Source organism: Bacillus sp. JCM 19034 (assembly GCF_001310635.1).
Classification (GTDB): Bacteria; Bacillota; Bacilli; order Bacillales; family Bacillaceae_D; genus Halalkalibacter.
The window spans coordinates 1-15,994 of sequence record NZ_BAXR01000001.1 but is presented as its reverse complement, the minus strand read 5'-3'; the positions used below and the strand labels follow the sequence as shown (position 1 = coordinate 15,994).

Annotated in this window: 11 protein-coding genes and 6 pseudogenes; all 17 read right to left on the bottom strand. The window is 37.6% G+C overall.

Annotated elements, in window-relative coordinates:
- Window positions 1-34: 34 nt before the first annotated feature.
- Window positions 35-1,820: pseudogene (gene dnaG, locus JCM19034_RS00075) on the bottom strand (DNA primase).
- A 21-nt stretch (window positions 1,821-1,841) separates the two neighbouring features.
- Window positions 1,842-2,227, bottom strand: a pseudogene (locus JCM19034_RS00070) (DUF188 domain-containing protein).
- Window positions 2,228-2,528: 301 nt separating this feature from the next.
- Window positions 2,529-3,341, bottom strand: coding sequence for a pyruvate, water dikinase regulatory protein (locus tag JCM19034_RS00065; protein ID WP_062046320.1), 813 nt, complete (start codon window positions 3,339-3,341; stop codon window positions 2,529-2,531).
- A gap of 22 nt (window positions 3,342-3,363) precedes the next feature.
- Window positions 3,364-5,451, bottom strand: coding sequence for a glycine--tRNA ligase subunit beta (gene glyS, locus JCM19034_RS00060; protein ID WP_062046318.1), 2,088 nt, complete (start codon window positions 5,449-5,451; stop codon window positions 3,364-3,366).
- Window positions 5,444-6,331, bottom strand: coding sequence for a glycine--tRNA ligase subunit alpha (gene glyQ / locus JCM19034_RS00055; protein WP_062046316.1), 888 nt, complete (start codon window positions 6,329-6,331; stop codon window positions 5,444-5,446). The genes glyS and glyQ overlap by 8 nt, the downstream gene beginning before the upstream one ends.
- Window positions 6,332-6,674: 343 nt before the next feature.
- Window positions 6,675-7,431, bottom strand: a pseudogene (recO, locus tag JCM19034_RS00050) (DNA repair protein RecO).
- Between the two features lie 40 nt (window positions 7,432-7,471).
- Window positions 7,472-7,618, bottom strand: coding sequence for a YqzL family protein (locus JCM19034_RS20685; RefSeq protein WP_082393650.1), 147 nt, complete (start codon window positions 7,616-7,618; stop codon window positions 7,472-7,474).
- Window positions 7,619-7,830: 212 nt separating this feature from the next.
- Window positions 7,831-8,744, bottom strand: a pseudogene (gene era, locus JCM19034_RS00045) (GTPase Era).
- Window positions 8,737-9,134: pseudogene (locus tag JCM19034_RS00040) on the bottom strand (cytidine deaminase). Before JCM19034_RS00040 ends, era begins: the two co-directional pseudogenes overlap by 8 nt.
- A complete protein-coding gene (locus JCM19034_RS00035; protein ID WP_062047298.1) occupies window positions 9,131-9,868 on the bottom strand; it encodes a DUF502 domain-containing protein in 738 nt (245 codons plus the stop codon). Before JCM19034_RS00035 ends, JCM19034_RS00040 begins: the two are co-directional and overlap by 4 nt.
- A 269-nt stretch (window positions 9,869-10,137) precedes the next feature.
- On the bottom strand, window positions 10,138-10,527 hold the full coding sequence (locus tag JCM19034_RS00030; protein ID WP_062046314.1) for a diacylglycerol kinase family protein: 390 nt from the start codon (window positions 10,525-10,527) through the stop codon (window positions 10,138-10,140).
- Entirely contained in the window at window positions 10,511-10,981 is a 471-nt protein-coding gene (gene ybeY, locus JCM19034_RS00025) for an rRNA maturation RNase YbeY (RefSeq protein WP_062046312.1), read from the bottom strand. Before ybeY ends, JCM19034_RS00030 begins: the two co-directional genes overlap by 17 nt.
- The gene (locus JCM19034_RS22565) at window positions 10,978-11,184 is read right to left on the bottom strand and encodes a hypothetical protein (protein ID WP_231686740.1); all 207 of its coding nucleotides are present in this window, start codon (window positions 11,182-11,184) and stop codon (window positions 10,978-10,980) included. Before JCM19034_RS22565 ends, ybeY begins: the two co-directional genes overlap by 4 nt.
- A 35-nt stretch (window positions 11,185-11,219) precedes the next feature.
- Window positions 11,220-13,157, bottom strand: coding sequence for an HD family phosphohydrolase (locus JCM19034_RS00020; RefSeq protein WP_231686739.1), 1,938 nt, complete (start codon window positions 13,155-13,157; stop codon window positions 11,220-11,222).
- 131 nt (window positions 13,158-13,288) lie between these two features.
- Window positions 13,289-14,248 carry a PhoH family protein gene (locus JCM19034_RS00015; protein WP_062046310.1) on the bottom strand — a complete coding sequence of 320 codons (960 nt, stop codon included), beginning with the start codon at window positions 14,246-14,248 and terminating at the stop codon, window positions 13,289-13,291.
- Window positions 14,249-14,253: 5 nt separating this feature from the next.
- Entirely contained in the window at window positions 14,254-15,447 is a 1,194-nt protein-coding gene (gene yqfD / locus JCM19034_RS00010) for a sporulation protein YqfD (RefSeq protein WP_062046304.1), read from the bottom strand.
- A gap of 33 nt (window positions 15,448-15,480) precedes the next feature.
- Window positions 15,481-15,773 (bottom strand): annotated as a pseudogene (yqfC, locus tag JCM19034_RS00005) (sporulation protein YqfC).
- Window positions 15,774-15,994: the final 221 nt, after the last annotated feature.

The following is a 15,994-nucleotide window of genomic DNA, read 5'->3' as shown; positions in this document are numbered from 1 at the left end:
TCCATTGTTCCAACCAACACAATAATTAAACCGATTAAAGCATTTGCTTTAATTGGTGAATCTCTGTTAACATCATCGCTGCTTTTATTGGATCCTTTTCCTTCTTCACTTCAAGTTCTTTTTGTTCTATTTCTACCCGTTTTGGATAGTTTTCAATCAACGTCATATAATCATTAAGCTCTTGTTCCTCATATTCATTATTTACTTCAAGCATCGCAAGTTCAGTCGCTAATCTGATTAAACGATCATCAGTTAATTGCCCAATAAATGAACTAGGATCAGCTTCATATCCTTTTGCATAATATGCAAATAAATAGGCCGCTAATGCTTGGTGCTCATCAATATAAAAGGCACCACCGAGTTTCTCCTGCACTAATTCTGCAACATGCTCATCTTTCATCATATGTGCAATCAGCATACGTTCAGCATTATGATGTGCTGGCAATAGCTTTTTCGGTTGAAACATCTGCTGCCGCACTTGAATGACACTCTTTTTCTCTTTATTCGTATGTGACTTTTTTTCACGGTATAAACGATATTGTTCCTGTTTTAGTGCATCTAACGATAAAGAAAATTCATCAGCAAGCTGCCTTAAATAGTGGTCACGCTCCACCGCTTTTTGCAAATTGGCAATTTCAATTAAAACAGCTTCAATGTACATCATTCGTTCTGATTCATTTTGCAAATTACGCCCTTGTCGCAAATAATGCATCTTAAAAGCCATCAACGTCATGCTAGACCCTATTACATCCGTTTTAAAGCGATCTGCACCAAACTCTTGGATATAGTCATCGGGATCATAACCGTTTGGCAAATTTGCCACTTTGACAAGGCAGCCTTCCTGCTGTAAAATCGAAGCATTTTTATAAGCGGCCTCAAGCCTGCTGAATCAGAATCGTAGCAAAGCGTAACGGATTGTGCATTACGTCGTATCATACGTACCTGCTCAGCAGTTAAAGCTGTTCCTAATGTTGCTACTCCATTTGATACTCCAGCAGCCCAAGCTGCAATGACATCGACATAGCCCTCAAATAATACTAAGGAGCTTTGTTTTCGAATCGCAGATCGTGCTAGATGAAAGCCATAAAGTGTCTCGCTCTTATGAAAAATGGGGGAATCAGAGCTATTTAAATACTTTGGCTTTTCATCCAATATCGTCCGCCCGCCAAAAGCAATCACTTGCCCTTTTGCATCCCAAATTGGAAACATTAATCGCTGGCGAAAGCGGTCATATGGTCCGTCATCAGACTCCCTAGCTCCCAACAAACTCGCCTCAACCATTTTTGAAATATCAAAACCTTGCTTTTGCAAAATCGTCGTTAGTGCATCCCAACGATTCGGTGCAAACCCGATTTGGAAATGTTCTACCTGTTCCTTTGTAAATCCTCTTTTTTTTAAGTATTCTCTACCAAGCTTTCCTTCCTCCGTTAACATGAGGACATGATGATACAATTTCGCAGCCACACTATGTGCTTTTTTCATTTCTTCATAAGGTCTCGAAGCATTCGTCGAAGCATGGCCTTCGATTGAACATTAATATTTGCCCGTTTTCCTAGTTGAACAGCTGCCTCAACAAACGTTAAACCTTCTAGGTCCATTAGAAACGTAAAAACATTTCCTCCTGCTCCACATCCGAAGCAATGATAAAGTTGTTTATCAGGAGATACTGAAAACGAAGGTGTGTTTTCTCCGTGAAATGGACATAAACCGCTATACTGTCGCCCTTGCTTTTTTAGTTGAACATGGTCACTAATGACGTCGACAATATCAGTTGAGCGCTTAATCTCTTCAATAACTGAATCCGGAATACGAGTTGTCATTTACTTCATCTCCAACATGCATTAATTCGACTCATTATGAGTTATTCCTGCTTTATCTTCAAGAATTTTTTTGAAACTTGATTTAAAAAATTGACGATCCTCCTGTTTAAAAGGTTTCGGGCCTTTCGTTTTATTTCCCATTCGCCGTTGCTTTTGAGAATAAAAACGTGCATCCAACATTTGGTCGATCTGTTTCTCCTTGAATTCTCTCCCCGAGGTGATAAAACAGTAATCCCTTTAGAAAGAAGTAAAGATGCTAAACCGTGGTCTTGCGTAATACATACATCCCCTTTTTTAGCATAATTAACTAAATAGAGATCTACTGCTTCCTTGTCAGGGTCAACCGTCACCGTACGAGCAGGTGCTTGTAAAAACAGGTCATGGGCATAAGAAGCGACAAATACCATGTCAATGCTGTACAGTATACACAAATCAACAATCTCATCTTTAACAGGACATGCATCTGCATCCACGTATACTACGAATGGTGAAAAGTTCATATTACTATCATTCAACATCCCTTTCAAATTTCCTGCTTCAATCCTAAAGAATTTGGTTGATTTTTGTCGATTTACATCCCTACTGTTTTTCCTTTACTATCTTTACCAAAAAACTAAGAAAAAGTCTTGACTTTTTAAATTTATTTGATCTTTTCACAAATATACCATAAGAAAAGCGACAAATTTACTATTTTGCTTACTATTTTTGCTATTGGCGAAACATATTTGATATGAGATTAGCTGTTTCCTCTACTGCCTTATTAGAAACATCGATCACTGGGCATCCGATCCGCTTCATCACCGCCTCAGAGTACACTAGCTCTTCTTTAATTCTATCTAGATTTGCATAGTGGGCATCTTCCTTTAAACCAAGTGCCTTTAATCGTTCAGCTCTGATACTATTTAATTTCTCTGGGCTAATTTTTAAGCCAATGCATTTTTTTGGTGAAACCTCAAATAATTCCTTAGGAGGATCAACCTCAGGGACTAACGGAACATTTGCAACCTTTAACTGTTTATGTGCTAAATATTGCGAGAGTGGTGTTTTGGACGTTCTTGATACACCTATTAGTACGACATCAGCTCGTACAATCCCTCGTGGGTCACGGCCATCATCGTATTTCACTGCAAATTCAATTGCTTCTACTTTACGAAAATAATCTGCATCTAATTTATACAACAACCCCGGCTCTGAACGGGGATGGATATTTGTTAACTCTTTTAGCCCATAGAGCATCGGTCCAATTATATCAACCGCTTGTACTTGTTCCTCACGTGCTTTCAACATTAAAAAATCACGTATCTCAGGTACGACAAGTGTATAAGCAATGAGTGCTTGTACCTTTTTCGCTAAATGAATGATTTCAATAATCGTTTCCTCATCATCAACGAATGGAATTCTTTTTACTTCAATACCTGCTCCATTAAACTGACTAGCAGCAGCTTTAACGACAAGCTCAGCTGTTTCTCCTACAGAGTCTGAGACAACATAAACAATCGGCTTTGTTCCTTGTTCGTCCAAGGCTTATCCTCCTTCTTAGTTGCTAGTTTTTCGCTGCAAATACTAATTCCTGAAAGTTAGCAAATGATTGAATGACATGAGCAAGTGCAGCCATTTGATTTAAACGATTATTACGTATTTTTAAGTCTTCAGACATAACCATAATATTGTCGAAATAAGCATTAATCGTTGGTGCCATTTGTTCAAAGGCATCATACGCACGTTCAACATCACCATTAGTTAGTGCATGACCAACCTTATCTTTTAAACCATTGTAAGCATCAAACATCTGTTGTTCTTCTTCTTTCTCAAATAAACCTGGAATAACCTCCTCAACATCTGTCGCTTTTTTAGCAATATTTGTTACACGACTCAATGCTTCAACAACCTGTTTAAATTGAGGGTTTTCGCGCTTTTCCGTAATGATCTTTGCTTTTTTAATGAGTGTTGGGATATAACCGATCGATTGTGCTAATACTGCATCAATGACATCGTAAGTCATCCCACTTTCCTGCAATACAGCTTTTACTCGTAACTGGAAGAATTGTAGCAACTCTTCTTCTACTTCTTCACGATTACGCTTTAGGACTTTATTTTCATTAGCAATCGTTAGGCTCTCTTTAATTAATTGTTCAATTGTGGCATCTAATTGATAGTCACGTAACATTTGAACAATACCTGCTGCTTGTCGGCGAAGAGCATACGGATCCTGTGAGCCTGTTGGAATTAGTCCAATAGCAAAGCATGTAACAATCGTATCAAGCTTATCCGCCAAACTTACTACAGTTGCAGCTAATGAATCCGGGCTGGCGTCTCCTGCAAAGCGTGGTTTATAATGTTCAAAAATACCATGAGCGACTGTCTGATCCTCACCGGCAAGCTCAGCATACACTTCACCCATCCGGCCTTGTAACTCTGTAAATTCTCCGACCATTTGTGTTACTAAATCAAACTTCGCAATTTCTGCAATACGTTTTGAGGCAGCTTTTGTTTCATCAGCGACATTGAACAACTCATTCATGATCGCAACATGTCGTTGAATTCGCCTTACTTTATCGGCTATCGATCCTAGCTCTTCATGATAAACGATATTCTCAAGCTGATTTAAGGCATTCTCAATCGGTAGCTTCTGATCCTCAGCAAAGAAAAACGCAGCATCTGAAAGACGAGCTCTCAGTACTTTTTCATTTCCTTTTGCGACATTTTCAAGGTGATCACGATTTCCATTGCGTACTGTAACAAAATATGGCAATAGCTTGCCATTTTGATCTTGAACTGGAAAATAACGCTGATGTTCACGCATAGAAGTAATTAAGACTTCTTTTGGCAACGATAAAAAGTCTTTATCAAAAGAACCGTATAGAGCTGTTGGATATTCAACCAAATGATGAACTTCTTCTAAAAGATTCTCATCAATTGTAATTACCCATTGTTTTTCAAGTGCCATCTCTTTTAGTTGCTTACGAATTTCATTTTTCCTCTCATTCAAATCAACCATAACGTATTGCTTTAACAAAGCCTGCTTGTATTCACTCGGTTTAGTAATAGTCACTTTTTGACCGAGGAAGCGATGTCCGTATGTGACATTTCCTGTTTGAATATTCGTTATTGAAAACGGGATAACTTCCGTTCCATACAATGCGATTAACCATTGAATTGGCCGGGCATATTTTAAAGAATGTGAGCCCCAGCGCATATTTTTTGGAAAATGAAGAGAAATAATAATATCCTTTAAATCAGGTAAAAGCTCAATTGTCTGTTTCCCAGCAATATATTTTTTTGCATAAATGTAATCGACACCCTTTACCTGTTTGAAAAACAAATCGTCAACACTTACACCTTGGCCCCGTGCAAAGCCTTGTGCAGCCTTACTCCAATTACCTTCTTCATCTATAGCAATTTTCTTTGCTGGTCCTTTTGCTTCTTCCTCCATGCTCGGTTGTACTTCAGCTAGATCAGATATCACGATAGCTAGGCGGCGTGGTGTCGCATATGCTTGCAGCTCAGTAAAATCTAGTCGTTGTTCCTTTAGCCATGTTTCAATTTTATCCTTTAATTGCTCAATAGCTGGTGTAACAAAACGAGCAGGTAATTCCTCTAAACCAATTTCAATTAAAAAATCCTTACTCATGACGATCTCCACCTTTCTTCAGCATCGGAAACCCAAGTCTTTCGCGTTCATCATAATATAGCTTAGCAGCTGTTCTCGCTAAATTCCGTACCCGGCCAATATAACCAGTACGTTCAGTTACGGATATAGCCCCACGTGCATCCAACAAATTAAATGTATGCGAACACTTTAAAATATAATCATATGCTGGGAAAACTAGGTTCTCATCCAATGCTCTTTTTGCTTCCTGCTCATATGTGGAGAACAAAGTAAATAACATATTTGTATCTGATACTTCAAACGTATAGGTAGAATGCTCATATTCAGGTTGTTTAAAAATATCACCGTATGTAAACCCTTCTACCCATTCTAGGTCAAATACATTTTCTTTATCTTGGATATAAGAAGCTAAACGTTCAATTCCATACGTTATTTCTGCTGATACAGGATTAGCCTCAAGTCCTCCTACCTGCTGGAAATAGGTAAATTGCGTAATTTCCATCCCATCTAACCAGACTTCCCAACCAAGACCTGCACAGCCTAGTGTAGGGTTTTCCCAGTTGTCCTCAACAAAACGAATATCATGCTCAAGTGGATTTATTCCAAGTGCCTTTAAGCTATCCAAGTATAGCTCTTGAATATTTAATGGAGAAGGCTTCATAATCACTTGAAATTGATGATGTTGATAAAGACGATTCGGATTTTCCCCATAACGACCATCTGCTGGACGTCTTGATGGTTCTACATACGCTACATTCCACGGCTCTGGACCAATTGTACGTAGTAATGTAAATGGACTCATCGTTCCTGCTCCCTTTTCGGTATCATACGCTTGCATAATCATACAATTTTGTTTTGACCAATATTTTTGAAGTGTTAAAATCATTGTTTGTACATTCATATTGCTCACTCCTCCGATTTTTTGAATTTGCGACATGAGATAAGTGTTTTAAAACAACAAAAAAACTCTCGTCCTATGTCTGCAATGACATAGGGACGAGAGTTGCTCCCGCGGTTCCACCCTACTTATTAGCTCGAACAAACGCTAATCACCTTCAACGATATGCTCCGGAATGCCTTCTTTATCCCCTTAAGCCCTAGCTCGCACCGTCCTAGGTTCGCTTTCTTAAGATTAGATAATTACTACTTTCCATCAACGCAACTTATTCATATAGTATGCATCATACTAAATAAAAGCTAAACCTGTCAAGAAAAATTGCACTAAATTCCAGTCCACGAAAATGCTAATCTGATTCATTTAATTTCATTCGCTCTAATTGTTCTAAAAATCGTTTAGACTTTAACGTTAATCCTGAATATTCGGCATAATAGTACTCAATCATTGTTTGTAAGTACTTCTTCGTTTCTCGTTTTAGCGATATACTTCCTAGCCGTTCAATCTCTACGTAAAAAATAGGCGCAGTAATTTCACATGTTGCTCGTTCACTTGAAAAGCATGGGTATCGTTTGGTCGACAAATAGGGCAAAGAAAACCAGCATGTTTAATAGAAAAAGCAACAGGTGAACGAACAGATCCACAACTTGCACAGTGATCTAGTCCCGGTTTAATACCAATAACTGCTAGCATTTTCATTTCAAAAATCATTTTCAGTACATCCACATCTAACCCTTCGTCTATATAGTGTAAGAGCTGATACAATAAAGAGAACAACCCCGTATAGTTTTTTTTCTCCTCGGTTATTTTATCAGTCAGCTCAAGAATGTACGAGGCGTGTGCGGCACGAACAAGATCATTCCTTATATCTCGGAATGATCTTGTAATATCAGCCTGATGTAAAACACCTAGCCACTGCTTGTTTGGATAACAAATACACCATACATAAACAATTGTGATGCAGATGAGAGCCTACTTTTTGGTTTTTTCGCTCCACGAGCCATAACACCTAGTTTTCCAAATTCCTTCGTAAATATTGTCACAACTTTATTCGTTTCACCGTAGTCGGTTGTACGAATAATTATTCCTTCTACCTTTTTCATCAACATTAGATAAGCACACCTTTATTTGAGGTGTCATTCATACTTAATGAGTTGGTGAATCGAGAGTCTCACCTTGTTCCACGTCATCTTGTTCAAATTGCTCATCTGAATCACGCTCTAATTCTTTCATTAACAAATACGTGTCTACATTTCCTGTCATTGAAAAAACTCTCCACGAAAAATCGAGCATATCAGATTCCACCTTTCTGTAAGATTAACGCTCTATACTAGTATGATGACCGAGATTTCCTATATCATGTTAAGGAAAAATTGTTAATTGAAAACGCTTGACAAAACGATTTATCCTTCTTTTCCCTTAATAACTCTCTTACTAATATGATAATCGACTGAACAAAAAAAAACAATGGCTAGCCGTCTAACCATTGTTACACTCTTATTACATTAATACTCATCTTCCTTAAAGCCGTATTCCCGTAAATGGCTTACTTTGTTTCTCCAGTCCTTTTGTACTTTTACCCATAGCTCTAGAAAAACCTTTGAGCCAAGTAAAGCTTCTATATCTACTCGAGCACGTTTTCCAACTTCCTTTAGCATTGCTCCTCTTTTGCCAATGATAATTCCTTTTTGAGAAGAACGTTCAACGATAACAGTCGCTCCTATATATACTGTTTCATTCCCTTCTCTTCTCTTCATTTGTTCGATATTAACAGCAACTGAATGTGGAATTTCCTCTCTTGTTAAATGCAATACCTTCTCACGAATCAACTCTGCAACAACAAAGCGCTCCGGATGATCTGTTACTTGATCACTCGGATAGTATTGCGGTCCTTCATCTAAATTCAAAGTAATTTGCTCAAGTAACGTTGAAATATTATTGCCCTCTAACGCCGAAATTGGAATTACTTCAGCAAAATCGTATTTTGTATGGTATTCATCAATCACTTTTATAAGCTTCTCAGGCTCGACCTGATCAATTTTATTAATGACAAGAAATACCTTAGGAGAGGCAGCCTTTAAACGTTCAATGATAAATTCTTCCCCTGGACCAAATCGTTCCGTTGCGTCGATAACATATAAAACTAGGTCGACTTCACGCAACGTATTCTGTGCAACCTTCATCATAAAATCCCCAAGCTTATGCTTAGCTTATGGATGCCTGGTGTATCAATAAAAACAATTTGTGCTTCGTTACTTGTATATACGCCTTGAATTTTATTACGTGTTGTCTGTGCTTTATCAGACATAATCGCAATTTTTTGACCAATTACATGGTTAATGAGAGTTGATTTCCCAACATTGGGTCTTCCAATAATTGAAACAAAACCAGACTTAAACTTCTTTTCTTCGTTATTCATTCATATCCTCCGCTTTAAATACTCCAGGCAGTAATTTTGCTACCGTAGTTTCTTCAAAATCTCCATTTAAATTTGCTAAAAATACAACCATCTCTGGATGGCAGAGCTCGGCCATTACTTGACGACAAGCACCACAAGGTGAAACAGGTAATGTCGTATCAGCAACAACAGCCATCCGCTTCACTTCACGCATTCCTTCTGAATACGCTTTGAATAATGCTGTTCTCTCTGCACAATTTGTTAATCCGAATGAGCATTTTCAATATTAGCACCCCTAACAATCGTACCATCTCCTAATTCAATAGCTGCCCCTACTGGAAATTTCGAGTAAGGAGTATAAGAAAAGTCTCTTGCCTTTATAGCCTCATTGATAAGCTGCTGACGATTCATACTTTCTCATCCTTTCTCTTTCTAACTCTAACGACCATTTGGCGGTCATCATAATCACCCGTTAGTTGTTCACCTTGCCCACCCTGTTCAGGAGGTACGACAACACCGCCTGAAATAATGAATTTTAACCCTTGCTCAACGGTCATATTTAAAAAGACAACATCTTCACGAGGTATTAAAACGAGCCAACCAGATGTTGGATTAGGTGTTGTTGGAAGAAATACATTAATACAATCTTTTGAAGTGATTTTTTGTACCTCTCCTCTCGTCTCACCTGTTTGGAATCCAACCGTATATAATCCTTTACGTGGATATTCAACAAGAACAACATTTTTAAATGACGAACGTTCTTGGGCAAAAGCATGTATAATCTGCTCGACCGATGTATAAATTGAATTAGCAATCGGAATTTTCCTAAAAGTGTGATCAATCGAGTGAAACACTCTTGAACCTTTACCTTGAAGCCTCATCGCTCCAACCCATGTTATGAGTAAAATCGTTAATACAAAGCCAATTCCTAATAACCGCTCTGAGAAGGGAGTGTAAACACCTAGAAAGTAAATACGGTTATCAACAGTAGTAATAATATTTAATCCTTTTAATATATCCGTAATAAATGAACCTAAAAACGCATCAACTAGACTAAACAATAGCTGCAATACATAAATCGTTGCAATAGCTGGCAATAAAAAGATAATACCCGCGATAATATTCTTTTGGAATTTTTTCCACATGACTGAAAGTGCCCCTCTCCCAACCATATAAGAAATGCGTTTGCGTTTTTCCATAGAAATATTACAAGTTTCCTCCATTGAATGGGGGTTCTTTCAAAAGGACAAAACATGGTAGTAATTAAATTCTATTTCCGATAAACGCTTCACGTCTTTTCTTACATTCGTACCTTTATTATAATAGTGTCAAATAATAAATCTGGTAGAAAACGTATGCTCTAATACTCTTTAATTCATAAGATTGCCCTTTTTATCAAAACGTAAACACCCCGTCATAAAAGCTTATCTAACATAGGCGGTATAAACATGAGCAATCCAATTATTACAGCAAAAAGAGAATAAATGAAAACAGCTGCTGCTGCTATATCTTTAGCCCGCTTCGCCATTGGATGGTATTCTTTTGTAACTAAATCGACTGTACGTTCTATAGCTGTATTCATTATTTCTAATGCAAACATACCTGCAATAATTAAAAGTAAAATAAGCAACTGAATGAAAGGTATACTGAGCAAGTAGGCTGCTATTAAGGCTAAAATAGCAATAACTAGATGAATATTCATATTCTGTTCATTCTTCAGTACATAAATAAGCCCTTGTGTCGCATAATAGAACGACTTTAACAGCCGTTTAAATCCTCTCCGATTTCTATCTTGTAAGTCCATATTGCATCAATATGTTCTCTTGCCTTGAGAACATTTCCTTCTCTTCGGCTTCTGTTTTATGATCAAACCCGAGTAAATGCAACATACCATGGACTGTCAAAAAGCCGAGCTCTCGTTCAAATGTATGCTTATATTCTTCAGCCTGCCGCTTTATATGTGGGACAGAAATAATGATATCTCCTAGCATATTAGGCATCCCTTCACCCACAACGTTCACTTCCCCATCGATTTGATCATTTAATGCAAAAGAAATGACATCAGTCGGTTGGTTTTTATTGCGATATTCAGCATTGATCTGTTGAATTTGTTCTTCATTAACAAACGTAATCGATACCTCAATATCACCCTTTAATGACTCCACTTCCGCAGTTTTGACAATTAGTTGTTGAACTAATTCAAGCTGCTTTTTATTTAAAGATTCTGTCTCATCAACAAGGTCAATTGTGACATTCATTTTTTATCTCCCTTTCCTTTCATATCTTCTGGGTACTCTATACGTTCATGGAATGTTCCTTTTAATGTTTCACATATCGAAACTGCAACTTGGTCTAATTCTTTTAATGTTAAATCAGATTCATCAAATTGACCATCCTCAAGCTTATCTCTAATTATTTTTCGTACGAGTGATTCAATTTTATCTGGTGTAGGCCTTTGCATTGAACGAACAGCTGCTTCAACACTATCAGCAATCGCTACGATGCTGCCACTTTCGTTTGCGGTTTCGGACCCGGATAACGGAATTGTGATTCCGGAATTTCCTGCTCACTTTCTTGATTTGCTTTATGGTAAAAATATTTCAAAAGAGACGTTCCATGATGCTGTTCCGCTATATCAATAATTTCTTTTGGCATTTTATATTCTCTTAACATTTCCGCCCCATCGTACGGATGTGCTGTAATAATCGTTCGACTTAGCTGGGGTGAAATTTTATCATGTGGGTTTTCCATCTTCATTTGATTTTCTATAAAGAAATGCGGACGCTTTGTCTTCCCTAAGTCATGATAATAAGAACCAACACGAGCAAGTAGACCATTTTCACCAATTGCCTCACATGCCCCTTCTGATAAATTACCAACTACAACACTATGATGATACGTCCCTGGAGCTTCAACAAGAATTTTCCGAAGCAAAGGGTGATTAGGGCTCGATAATTCAATCAAACGCGTTGTGGACAATATACCAAATCCTATTTCTAAAAACGGGAGCAACCCAATTGTTAAAACAGATGCGATAAACCCTGATAAAAAAGCAAAGACAAGATGCATTCCTAATTCAATCCAGCTAGGTTGCACAGCCTTTAAAAACAATAATGTGATGACAACAACAACATTAATTCCTGAAACAAATATCCCAGCTCTTAAAATACGGGATACTCTATTCGACTTTTCTAAGAAATATGCACCCGCAAACCCACTAAATAACATATAAAATCCATACGTGAAGTTAAATGTACCAGCAGTATCATTATTAAAAAACACACTTCCAATGATAGCAAACATGACGCTTGTAAACAGTGCGATACGTGTATGGATGAGAAGTGTAATTAGCATTGCTCCTAAAGATACAGGTACAACATAGGGTAAGCCAATAATCTCAATGATTTCAAGTAAACTCACCATTTTCATCAAAACAACAGTAATAAGAAAAATAATGATAAACATCAGAAAATGACTATTGTTCGTTTGGATCGATGTTTTCGCTTGACTTAAATAGTACGACAGCATGGCCATCATTAAAATGACAAGTAAGGCAAGACCAATATACGGGAGAAAATGAACTTGATCATCAAGCAACCCAACGAGCCTTAATTGCTCATATATTTCATGGTTAATCATTTCACCTTCGCGAACAAGTAGCTCACCTTCACGAATTAAGACGGTCTCGACATTTTCTGCTGCTTCCTCACGCATTTGCTGTGTTGCATTTGCGTCATATATATAGTTAGGGATAATAGCAAATTGAGCAACTTCCACCATTGCATCTAACAAACGGTTACTTACTGTCGATATCGCAATTTGGTTTTCTACGTCCTGCTTAGCATCAGCTAATTCACGTGTAGAAATCGATTCACTCATAATTTCATATACAGCATTCGTCGTCGATTCTCGAGCAATTTGCAGTTGAGAGTCCGTTGTTTGCAGAAACGTCATTAGTGTTTCATCCGATAAATCGTTGCTTGTCCCAGGAGAAAGTACCTCTTTTATATATGTAAGACGATCTTCAAATAATTGTTCCTCTGAAACCGGAGTTGGCTCTTCCTCCTCAAGCTCCTCACCGTTTTCTTCACTCTCTTCATTTCGAACTTGTGTAATAAGATCAAAGATATCATTTACTTTTCGTACTTGTGTTTCAGCATATTCCCTTTTCAATTCATAAACTGGACCAATTGAATCCCTTGCCTCTGCTCGTCTTGATTCCGTTTCAGATCTATGTTCTACAGTTATAGGTGACCGAATATCTTGATCGGCAATCTCAGACAATCGAACATCTAACGTATCATGCATCATATTTCCGAGCATTAGAAAATAAAGGATCACGCTGACAATCAGAAATAAGATCATACGTATATATCGATGATCTCGCACACGTTGCCACCACTTTAATTGATCAATCGGTGATTGTCGTCTCATCTATTTCACCTCAACTTATTAGCCCTCTCACAACTTTATTTACCAATGTGATAAAAGTCCCGCCATAATAGCCATTTATAGCAGGACTTCTATTTTACTATATATTATACGTTACTAAATTATAAAACGTTTCATTCTGGTTGTTCATCATATGCATCTAATATTTGCTGAACAAGTGTATGTCTAACTACATCAGCAGGTTGCAAAAAGATAAAACCGATTGATGATACCTTTTGTAAAATATCCATCGCCACTTTTAGACCGGATTTTTTCCCTCTCGGTAAATCAATTTGTGTTAAATCACCATTAATTACCATCTTTGAACCAAAACCAAGACGTGTAATAAACATTTTCATTTGTTCAGGTGTCGTATTTTGTGCCTCATCTAAAATGACAAAAGCGTCATCTAACGTACGGCCTCTCATATAAGCTAAGGGGGCTACCTCTATCGTACCTCTTTCCATTAATCTTGCTGTATGTTCTGTACCTAATACATCATGCAAAGCATCATATAGAGGACGCAAATACGGATCAACTTTCTCCTTAAGATCGCCAGGTAAAAAGCCTAAGCTTTCTCCAGCCTCGACCGCAGGTCTTGTTAATACGATTCGTTTTACATGTCCTGCCTTTAAAGAAGCGACTGCCATAACAACAGCTAAATATGTTTTTCCTGTACCAGCAGGCCCAATGCCAAACACCATATCCCGTTGTTTTAATGCTGTTACATAATGACGTTGACCTAATGTTTTAGCCATTATTGGCTTACCTTTAATGGTTGTTGCTATTGGTTCATCATATAAATCGACTAATTCATCAAGACGATTTGTTTCAGCTAATTTAATCGCATAAACTACATCACGCTCAGAAATCGTTACACCTTTACGAATCAATTGAATTAGAGTGAGCAAAATGTTCTCAATCAGTTCAGCTTGTGCATCATTACCAGTGACAAGTACTTCTTCACCCCTAGTTACAATTGAAACACCTAACTGCTCTTCAATTCTTTTTAGATGTCGATCATTTGGGCCAATGAGTGCTTGCGTCTCGTTGGCATTTTTGACTTCTAACGTAATCGTTTTTACTTCTGACAATAGACTCAATCTCCTTGAATAATCGGCTGCTCCGATGTAATATCTTCTATTACTTGGTAATGTATTTGTAGTTTAACTTTACCATTCTCAAACGCTTCGTGCAAAACTTTTTCTCCAATTACCTCAGCATCATCTGGCAAATATTGAATAAGCTCTGTTTTAGCTTGTTTTTTAGCAGCTGCAATCGCTTCTTCTTTCGAATATTCCCGTTCATATTGGGTAGATTCGTAATCAGTTACTCGTTCATATGCAATAGGTAATTTCCATTGAAAGAAATAAAAAGGTTTTGTATGAATATCTTGCTCTGTCGTTTCAAATGAATGAGAACCGAAACCCCAGATAGGTACTGAAAAATCGCTAAATGATAAATAATGTTTTACTTTTCTCTCTCCTGTTAACGTTGTAAATAGTGATTCTAACGGAACTTCCACATCAGACTTGTACCAAATTTCGCCAAATACTTCCGCCTTTGCTGGAACAAGCTCTCTATTTTCGTCATCCTCTTTCCCGATATAACCTGAAACTAACAAATCCCCTTTTTTGACAAAATCATGTTTTCTTACAACTGCTTGACCATGCTCTACAAACATACTGTAAATAATCGCTTCTTTTTTTGCAACAAGATTGCGGGGGCTATACCTCTCCGCTTCTTCAGGTAACTGTTGTTCAACTACTTCAAATTCATAAGTTGTCCCTTTTTGCCGTACACCAATCCATGTTGCATCTCTTACTTGCTCACTCACTTCACGCTGGATGTACTCAACGTCCGGTAACACAAATTGAAAAGCACCTCTTTTCACACCAAGATCTAAAATCGCTTGACGTAACTCATTTTCAACCTTTGGTGATGCCCCCTTAATATCAATATTCCAAACTATATTAGATAATATGAAAATTAGGGCAAAAGAAAGGGCAATGCCCGAGGCAAACCCTATTCGTTCTCCGATTTGCTTCACCAGAAATGGAAAACCTCTACGATGAGTAAATGAAACTTTGCAATCAGACTGACGGAGTAACACCCTAAGCTTCTTGACGTCATTTAAATGAATTGTACCAACTACTGATTGTTCACTAATACGTTTAATATTCCAAATCGCGATATTTTCCGTAATACAACGATTTAAAAAGCTTTCTACATAACGTCCTTCTACTCGAATACGTACAACCCCCGAAATATTGGAAAACCATTGATTTCTCAAAATATCCCCTCCTCATAACTTCAAAATCCCATATTATGTACCTTTCTTCTCCTCAACATAGATTACTTGATCAATGCGTCCTTCTAACAACAATTCTTCCGGTAAAATTGTTTTGATCACAAAATGATCTCCTTTTATGAGCAACTGCCCTTGCTTTAATAGCAATCGTAATTCTTGATTTGAGAATCGTAATACACCACGATGGTTTTCAATATAAATGTGAAGTTGGCCAATCATTGTTATCCGCGCAGATCCATCATTACATCAGCGGGTAGGCCCATATTCTTTGACATCCAGCTTCGGATATGATGTTTCCATTTCTTCATGTCAAGACCCCCTCTCCTTAATTTCTATGACAAAAACAAATAGAGAAGAACTACTCTTCGATTGTTTTCTTAAGTGTCAATTCTTCTTTGCATAAGAAAGTATACGAATCTGAACAACCAAGAGATGATATCAGAATGCTCACTTTATCATGCACTCGGATAATTCATACTGTCACAGGGAAAGATGCCGACCATTTTGAGGTGACTGTACTCGTACACAC

What these genes read in the sequence shown, in the direction of transcription:
- glyS (WP_062046318.1), bottom strand. Translation starts at nt 5,451, where the DNA reads ATGAGTAAGGATTTTTTAATTGAAATTGGTTTAGAGGAATTACCTGCT.
- glyQ (WP_062046316.1), bottom strand. Translation starts at nt 6,331, where the DNA reads ATGAATGTACAAACAATGATTTTAACACTTCAAAAATATTGGTCAAAA.
- JCM19034_RS20685 (WP_082393650.1), bottom strand. Translation starts at nt 7,618, where the DNA reads ATGCTCGATTTTTCGTGGAGAGTTTTTTCAATGACAGGAAATGTAGAC.
- JCM19034_RS00035 (WP_062047298.1), bottom strand. Translation starts at nt 9,868, where the DNA reads ATGTGGAAAAAATTCCAAAAGAATATTATCGCGGGTATTATCTTTTTA.
- JCM19034_RS00030 (WP_062046314.1), bottom strand. Translation starts at nt 10,527, where the DNA reads ATGGACTTACAAGATAGAAATCGGAGAGGATTTAAACGGCTGTTAAAG.
- ybeY (WP_062046312.1), bottom strand. Translation starts at nt 10,981, where the DNA reads ATGAATGTCACAATTGACCTTGTTGATGAGACAGAATCTTTAAATAAA.
- JCM19034_RS22565 (WP_231686740.1), bottom strand. Translation starts at nt 11,184, where the DNA reads ATGCAAAGGCCTACACCAGATAAAATTGAATCACTCGTACGAAAAATA.
- JCM19034_RS00020 (WP_231686739.1), bottom strand. Translation starts at nt 13,157, where the DNA reads ATGAGACGACAATCACCGATTGATCAATTAAAGTGGTGGCAACGTGTG.